8 protein-coding genes are annotated in these 8,343 nt (G+C 34.5%); 7 read left to right on the top strand and 1 reads right to left on the bottom strand.

Annotation, left to right across the window (positions count from 1 at the left end):
• Positions 1-77: 77 nt before the first annotated feature.
• A complete protein-coding gene (locus MWU84_RS23295) occupies positions 78-236 on the bottom strand; it encodes a hypothetical protein (RefSeq protein ID WP_246906386.1) in 159 nt (52 codons plus the stop codon).
• A 445-nt stretch (positions 237-681) separates the two neighbouring features.
• On the opposite strand from MWU84_RS23295, the gene MWU84_RS23290 reads away from it, so the two are divergent.
• The 7 genes from MWU84_RS23290 (at position 682) to MWU84_RS23260 (ending at position 7,874) form a co-directional block, all read left to right on the top strand.
• A complete protein-coding gene (locus MWU84_RS23290; protein WP_246906385.1) occupies positions 682-918 on the top strand; it encodes a hypothetical protein in 237 nt (78 codons plus the stop codon).
• 204 nt (positions 919-1,122) lie between these two features.
• Positions 1,123-2,403 (top strand): adenosylmethionine--8-amino-7-oxononanoate transaminase, encoded by a 1,281-nt coding sequence (gene bioA, locus MWU84_RS23285; protein ID WP_246906384.1) that lies wholly within the window; start codon positions 1,123-1,125, stop codon positions 2,401-2,403.
• A 257-nt stretch (positions 2,404-2,660) separates the two neighbouring features.
• Positions 2,661-3,962, top strand: coding sequence for a hypothetical protein (locus MWU84_RS23280; RefSeq protein ID WP_246906383.1), 1,302 nt, complete (start codon positions 2,661-2,663; stop codon positions 3,960-3,962).
• Between the two features lie 373 nt (positions 3,963-4,335).
• A complete protein-coding gene (locus tag MWU84_RS23275) occupies positions 4,336-5,403 on the top strand; it encodes an N-6 DNA methylase (RefSeq protein ID WP_246906382.1) in 1,068 nt (355 codons plus the stop codon).
• 5 nt (positions 5,404-5,408) lie between these two features.
• On the top strand, positions 5,409-5,849 hold the full coding sequence (locus MWU84_RS23270) for a hypothetical protein (protein WP_246906380.1): 441 nt from the start codon (positions 5,409-5,411) through the stop codon (positions 5,847-5,849).
• 25 nt (positions 5,850-5,874) lie between these two features.
• On the top strand, positions 5,875-6,051 hold the full coding sequence (locus MWU84_RS23265) for a hypothetical protein (protein ID WP_246906378.1): 177 nt from the start codon (positions 5,875-5,877) through the stop codon (positions 6,049-6,051).
• 419 nt (positions 6,052-6,470) lie between these two features.
• Positions 6,471-7,874, top strand: a complete 1,404-nt coding sequence (locus MWU84_RS23260; RefSeq protein ID WP_246906376.1) for a TlpA disulfide reductase family protein — start codon at positions 6,471-6,473, stop codon at positions 7,872-7,874.
• The last annotated feature ends 469 nt before the right edge of the window (positions 7,875-8,343 follow it).

Below are 8,343 nucleotides of genomic sequence, written 5' to 3'. Positions count from 1 at the left end.
TATAGCGGATATGATAAGGATCACCAAAATGATAAATAGCACTAGGTCGTTAATCCTTTTGTCACGGTTCTTTCTAGTCAAATATAATTGGTCTTGTCAAAAAGTTCCTTTAAAAGATAATCTGGCAAACCATCCGATGTAGTGTCCAAGCATTCGACCATTAAGGAAACTGTTCGAGAAATGATTCTTTCCGGATTATTTTCGAAATCGAAATACAATCCTCCTTTTTCATGCATATCCTTCCCAAGGTAAGATTTTGGTTGAGGACTATAAAAGGATTGGCAGTATTTATCTGGTTTTTAGTATTGTTGACCCCAATAATTACAACATTTTACTTATTTAATTGTAATTTTGAGCATACATTGAATAATGTAGCTTTTAGTTTCTTTATAGACAATTAAGTGCTACATTTTTCAATGTCATATTAGTACTGTTGCGTTAAAATATCTAGATAGGCTCATTTGTAAAATTTATGGAGTGCATTAATTTTTAAAATGTAGATATACAGATAATTGTAAAAATTGAAATTTTGATGGTTGTCTAAAACTCTGAAGCCATTTCAAATCGAAAAATGATTAAACCCTCTGTATTCACTATGGTCATTGTTGAAATGGCAGATTGAAAGCTTTTTAACGCAACAGCAGTAATGTCATATCATAAAATCTTTCCAAATAAGTGGAGTTGTCATCAAAAATTTTGGATGTTTTGAAAGAACTAAAGCAGGTTTCCTTGGTCAACGTGACCCCATATGTACTATATGGAAGTGATGAGGCATTGACATTATTCGACAAATCTTTGGGCACATTGAAAGCAAAGCCCAATTTTCTTTTCCCTTTCCGCAAAAAAGCACCCGAAGGGTGTCTATTTCATGACAAAATCTATTGGTTTGTTGAAGAGTTATGGAAAATATTTAATTGACCTATTAGGGTATGGAGCATTGTTATCGAACAATTGAGTTGGTGCCTCAAGTTCCCTTGCGATACTTTTGACTTCAAAAATTTTTCGCCCGAGATAATCAATTCCATTCCCGTCATTTAAATCCTTAATAATATCTTTGGCAGCTGAAAAGTAGTAAAATAGAATTACTCAATAATATTAATTGGACAATTAAAGTTCTTCTACATGGATATTGAAACCATACTTGCATACGATAAAGAACATATCTGGCACCCCTATTCTTCAATGAGTGACCCCCTACCGGTCTATCCAGTAAAAGAAGCAAGGGGTTGTTTGATTACATTACAGAATGAGATAGTATTGGTTGATGGAATGTCTTCATGGTGGGCGGTAATCCATGGATATAATCATCCTAAGCTTAACTCGGCAATTTCTGAACAGTTAAAAAAAATAGCTCATGTAATGTTTGGTGGTTTTACACATGAACCTGCTGTATCATTGACAAGGAAACTGGTTGATCTAACTCCAAAAGAGCTGGAAAAAGTATTCTTTTGTGATTCAGGGTCGGTATCCGTTGAAGTTGCGCTAAAAATGGCATTACAATATTGGCATGCCCTGAAGCATCCGAACAAAAACCAATTTGCTTCAATAAAGTCAGGGTATCATGGGGACACTTGGAACGCAATGTCCGTATCAGATCCCGTAACAGGTATGCATCGAATGTTCCATGGTAATCTGCCCATACACTACTTTGCCGATCAGCCTAAAATTAGGTTCGGGGAAAAGTGGGATGAAAAGGATGCCGTTTCACTTATCGATATTCTTGAAAAAAACCATGAGACATTGGCGGCCGTTATTTTAGAACCTATAGTACAAGGAGCCGGAGGAATGTGGTTTTATTCACCCAATTACTTAAAAGCTATAAGAAAGGCTTGTACAAAATATGATGTCCTATTGATTTGTGATGAAATTGCCACTGGCTTTGGAAGGACGGGCAAACTATTTGCTTGCGAACATGCCAATGTTTCTCCTGACATTTTGTGTTTGGGCAAAGCGATAACCGGTGGCTATATGAGCTTTGCCGCAACGATGACCACCGGAAAAATTTCCAACGTCATCTCTCAGGGCGAACCAGGAGTTTTCATGCATGGTCCAACATTTATGGGAAACCCACTGGCATGTGCGGTGGCGAACGCAAGCATTGACCTACTGATTTCCTCCAATTGGAAAGAGAAAGTTCTTCGAATACAAGAACAGCTAAAGCTACAACTTTCTCCCTGCCAAGAATTGGGGCAAGTAAAAGATATTAGGGTTTTAGGAGCAATTGGGGTGGTTGAACTATATCACCCAGTAGATTTGGCCAGCATTCAAAAACGATTTGTGCAAGAGGGGGTCTGGATTCGACCTTTTGGAAAATTAGTTTATGTCATGCCTCCCTATATTATATCCAGTTCTGAACTTTCTCAGTTAACAACCGCTATTTATGCTGTACTAAAAAACTTGTAAACTAAGAAATACCTTAATGCTGTCTTACAGATAGGGAGTATCGTATTATCCGCTTTGTAAAGATGCGTGGCCGAATCGCTACGAATTCGGGAGTCGAAAAGCAAATTTGCTTATCACCCGTACCAAATCGGATTTGCCTATTTTAAGGTTGAAATCAAGGCGGTTCTGAGACTGACTGCCGTTATTTGTGCCCAAGGTCTGGTATTTATACATATTCACCCTACGATGTAAATGACGTAAGACCAGAAAAGATAACTTTGGGGATTATTGGCCTTTCTGAAAGCGTTGAGAAGGTAACCGAATGGCTTGAAGAATGTTCTAAACACATACCAGGGAAAGTATCTAAAAATCCACACCCTAATTTGTTTATGAACTTTTGTGGATTCAATATTGAAGTTGGATTTAAATCAGAAATAGTTTACGGCGAAGCTTATTGCAGAAAGTTAAACAACTCCGATATTTCGGAATTACTTAAATCAAATCTGAAACAGCATGAACTAATTCCAAAAATAGCTGATCTGTACCTAGATGAAATAAAGTATTTAACTCAGAATAAAAGACCAGATGTTATTATTTGTGCTTTATCTGATGAAATTCTATCATTTGTAAAAGAATCGGATAAAATAGAGGATGATACGGAACGTGGTAAGGATTCTAGTAATATTCGAGCAGCTCAAGAAGTAAATTTTAGGAGATATTTGAAAGCAAGAGCTATGAAATATCATATTCCAATCCAAATCATGCGGGATAAAATAACATCAGCTGGTTCTGGAATGCAAGATCCCGCAACAATTGCATGGAATTTTTTCACCGCACTTTATTATAAAGCATCCGGTACTCCTTGGGCTTTAATAAGAAAAGACTTTGCTCACTCAAGTTGCTATGTTGGAATAAGCTTCTATAAGAGTTTGGATAGAGAAAGTACGCAAACAAGTGTAGCTCAAATTTTTAACGAGTATGGCAAAGGCGTTATTCTTAGAGGGGAGGAACTGGGAATGAAAAAAAATGACCGCATTCCGCACATGTCAGAGGAACAGGCTTATCGCCTGTTAACTAAATCCCTTACAGAGTACTTTACTTCAATCAAAACTTATCCAAAAAGACTTGTAGTTCATAAGACTTCAAATTTCACGCCAGATGAAATATACGGATTGAAGCAGGCTGCAAAGGATAAAAATATTTTTCAGATTGACCTTGTCACAATTCAGGCATCTAAAATCAGACTCTATCGAAATGCGGAATATCCACCCTTAAGGGGTACACAAGTGAATTTAGACAAGAAACGTCATTTACTATATACCAGAGGTTCCGTACCCTATTTTGAAACGTATACTGGAATGTATATCCCAGGTCCGTTGGAAGTTCGGTTATATGAATATGATGAGTCTTCGAATCTCATATGTGAGGAGATTTTAGCCCTTACCAAAATGAATTGGAATAATACCCAGTTTGATAGAAAATGGCCAATCACTATTGAATGTGCGAGGAATGTTGGAGAAATATTAAAATATTTGAGGTCAGAGGATGACATGCAACTTAAATTCAGCTTTTATATGTAGAAGATAATGTTTCTATATTAGAAATGAAAAATATAACCATAATGCTACCAACTGAAAATTCTGGAGTTGATAGAAGATTAATACTTGAGGACGATGGATGGAGAAATATTACAAATTAACCTTTGCGGTCGTAACGATAAACAAAAAGGAGGGATATCATCAACTAAAGACCAAATGATCTTATTGCGTGACAATCTAAATACCTTCATAAAGAACAAGCTGATACAATAGAGCGTAAAAATTTATTGATATCAATCAAATTCTCTTGTACAGTACTATACAGCAATACGGATATAAAATGAAGAAAGGTCAAAAGAGCAAAAGAGCCTAATTTTTGCCAACGCTCCGAATGGATTTTCATACCTTTGAAACAATGACAACTATAGAAAAATATATTAAAAAACCTATTTTACCGAGTAAATTCGCTGACTTGGTAGGTCTACAATATACTGCTACGGTTACTAAGGAACACAAAAAAGGGAAAGGTCAATTTTTCACTCCGAGCGAAATTTCCTCATTTATGGGAAATATTGCGTCCAAACCAAAATCAAAAAATATTTCAATTTTAGACCCAGGTTGTGGAACTGCAATTTTAACATGCTCACTAATCGAAAAACTAATTGAATTCGATCTTGAATCAATAGAACTAACGGCATACGAAACTGATTATAAACTTTTTGCCTATACGGAACAATCATTACAAAATTTAAAAATTTGGCTTGCTGAAAAAAGAGTTGAATTCAGATACACTATAATTGCGAATGATTTTATAGAAGATATGGCAATTGCTTTGGAAAAGCATAAAGAATCATTTGATTACATCATTTCAAACCCTCCATATTTTAAGCTTTCCAAAGACGACAAAAGAGTAAACCTTTTTCAACATTTGGTCAAAGGTCAGCCAAATATTTATTCGTTTTTTATGGCCGTTTCAGTTAATCTGTTAAAAGCCAATGGAGAGTTAATTTTTATTGTACCGAGAAGCTTCGCTTCTGGTCAATATTTCAATTCTTTCAGGGATTATTTTTTTAGCCATATCAATTTAAGTTTTGTACACCTTTTTAAATCAAGAAATAAAACATTTGATAGGGACAAAGTTCTTCAAGAAACATTGATATTAAAAGGTTGCAGAATTCCTTCAGATAAAGTAATAATTTCTACTTCTGAAGGTCTAAAAGACTTGAAAAAACCAATAGAAAAAGAATATGATGTCTCAGAGATCATAGATTTGAAGTCAAAAGCTAAAATTCTCCATCTTCCAACAACTGAATTTGAAGAACACGTAATGCTACTTTTTAAATCGTGGAACAACAATTTAATAGATTTTGGCATTCAAATTTCTACAGGACCGGTTGTCTCTTTCGATCAAGGGAATTTTTATTTGACACATACCAAAACACAACAATTTTTCTGGCACCGTTATATTGGTTGCACAATGTGACTAAAATGAATATTGATTGGCCTGTTTTCGTTTCCAACAAAAGCCAATACATCAATATAACAGAAGTATCAAAAAAAATATTGTTGCCAAATAAAAACTATATCTTTTTAAGACGCTTTAGCTCCAAAGATGACAAGAGTAGGTTAATTGCAGCTCCCTATTTAAGAAACACCAATAGAACTGAATTAATAGGAGTCGAGAATAAACTTAATTACATTCACAAACCAAACGGAGAACTTCAAGAAAATGAGGCGGTTGGCATATCCGCTTTGCTCAATTCTGAAATTTTTGACACCTACTTCAGAACTTTTAATGGAAATGTAAGTGCCACAGAAATAAGGTTAATGTCTTTTCCTCCTATTAAAACAATAAGAGAACTTGGTGACTATTTAATAACCAATAACGATTACTCTCAAGATACTATTAACCAAACTGTTGGTTTATAGCTTGAACAAAATATGGAACTTGTAAATGAATAAAGTTAAAGAAGCACAGGTTATCTTGAAAGATTTAGGACTTCCCAAATTACAACAAAATGAAATTTCCGCTTTATCATTATTGGCACTCTGTGATATCCATGAAACTGGTAGTTGGAAAGATGCCAAGAAAACAAGTCTTGGTGTAAACCGACTTTTACCTATAAATTAAGAAAAGGCTGGTCGGACATTAAAGTCGGTAGAATATTATTCGACAAAGAAGGTCTGAACAAACTATTGAAATAATTACCTTAAGGACCGGAAAAGCTGCATATAACAAAGAACTGAGTTAAATTTTCTTATTTTCAATTGTTCCATTAAAAGAACCATTTTAGGTACTATACCACTTTTATTCATTCGCACTTTTTTTTTTGGCCGTTTTATGGGACTAGAAATAGATTATTCCGTTTTAGGTCCAGTCTGAATATGGAGTATGAAATTTTCGATAAAACACTTGTGGGCTATATGTCTGGTGTTCGAAAAGTTTCAGCTCAATTGCGTCCATTTTTATTAAAAATAAACTTACATTGGTTACGAAGTAAAACAGAAATACAGGTTATCATAGCTTTAAAGATTAGCATTTATTATAAAATGAGATTCAGGTATTTTAAGATGGTTCTTTTTTCAACTTGGCTTCTTGCCTGTAATAAAGGTAAGAGTGTCGAATCTATAATTTTAACTGGAGAAATTTCTGGAGAAGTAATCTATACTATATACTTAGAAAAGAACTTTTATGGAGAAAAGCTTCCGAAATATTCGATTCCAGTATCAAAGAATGCTGTGTTTGCAGACACTTTAGACCTCTCTTTAGGTTATTACGGTCTTACGGTTGGCAGTAACAACTATACCATTTTTATCGAACCAAATTCCGATTTGAAGCTAAACATAGACCTATCCAATGATTCAATTAGCTTTGAGGGTAGAGGCAAAAAGGAAAACGATTATTTACAGCACAAAAGTCGGCTAAGAAATAAAACTTTCTATGTTGACTACTATAAATATTTTGCCACGCTCGGTGAGAATGAATTTCTAAAAACACACGACTCCATTCGTTCTTTGTACCTAGATTTATTAAACCAAAGTAAGCTTCACAACAAGAAATTTGTAGAACTGGAAACAAAGTCTATCCTAGTGGACAGAGTCTACAATTTGATGCAATATGAAATTACAATAAGATTATTGTCAAAACAAAAGGGATTCACTGTGTCCGCTTCATTCCCCAATTCTGAGGAACTTTTGGACATAAATGATGATAGTTTTTTGGAAATACCCTTTTTCACTGTCCTGTTGGGTAACAATATGTATTACTTCTTGAAAGACAAAGTTGAGTTAGATACATCTTCGGATAAATTGCGCTGTGTTGATTGTGACTTGTTCACCGAGTATCTGATTGAAATGGGAAGTTCTATAAAAAATGAAAACATAAGAAATGCCACAATCTTTTTTATTGCAGAATTGACATTGGGAAAAGCGGAAAGCATCAACAATTTCTATAGTGCTTACAAATTGTACAACACAAGTACCAAGAATGAAAAATATATTGCAAGCCTGTATAAAAATTTAACTTCAAAACGAGGAAGGGATTTTTTGATGAATGCCCCCTTGAAGGACAAAAATGATGTACCCTTGACATTAATCGATTTCAAAGGAAAGAACCTATATCTGGATTTTTGGTCTGCTTCCTGCTCACCATGCATCAAGGAATTTCCCCATTTCAATGAACTTTCCCAAGAGTTCAAAGGGCAAAATATCGAGTTTATCGGCATAAACATAATGGACACTAAAGAACAATGGTTTAAAACCATCGATAAAAATGATTTGCAGGGTGTTCAGCTAGCCGTTGGTAGTAGTTCTAAATTCCTCGATAGTCTTGGTGTGAACGGTATACCAAGATATATGTTGGTTGATGATATGGGGAACGTATTGAATTTCAATGCCAAAAGACCATCAGATATAGAAATAAGAAAAAAATTGTACTCGTTAATTGAGAATTAATGATTAGTGTACCAATAACATCTAGGATTCCTTTGGTCCGATAACCTAGTCTTCTTTCCCTTACTTTAGGGATTATTCTGTCTAAACTTAGACTTTAAGATAGGATTAGAAATCTAGATTGATTTAACGTAGTTGACAATTAGTTGCCCAGATTTTCCTAGTTTTTTTGATTACGAAAGTCTTTTCAGTGTTCTATGCTAGATATTTGCTCTAAAAAAGATTGCATTTCGTTTAGGCGCTTTATTGTTAAATTTCAGATTTTTTGGACAATCCCTTAAAAAGAACCATTTATAGCACAAATATTTTATCTCTCTCTTCATAAAGCAAATTTGAAAGTTCAAATACAAGGATAGGCAAGGACACATACCCGGTGAAAAAAAAAGTTCGTCTTTGAATTAATTCATAATTGTACGGTTTTTGTAACTTTACTTTAAAATGATAATATGGGCACAGCAGAATTGAACAATAC

Source organism: Arenibacter sp. F20364 (assembly GCF_023015905.1).
Taxonomy (GTDB): Bacteria; Bacteroidota; Bacteroidia; order Flavobacteriales; family Flavobacteriaceae; genus Arenibacter.
The sequence above is the reverse complement of the archived record's forward strand: the minus strand, read 5'-3'. Positions and strand labels throughout refer to the sequence as shown.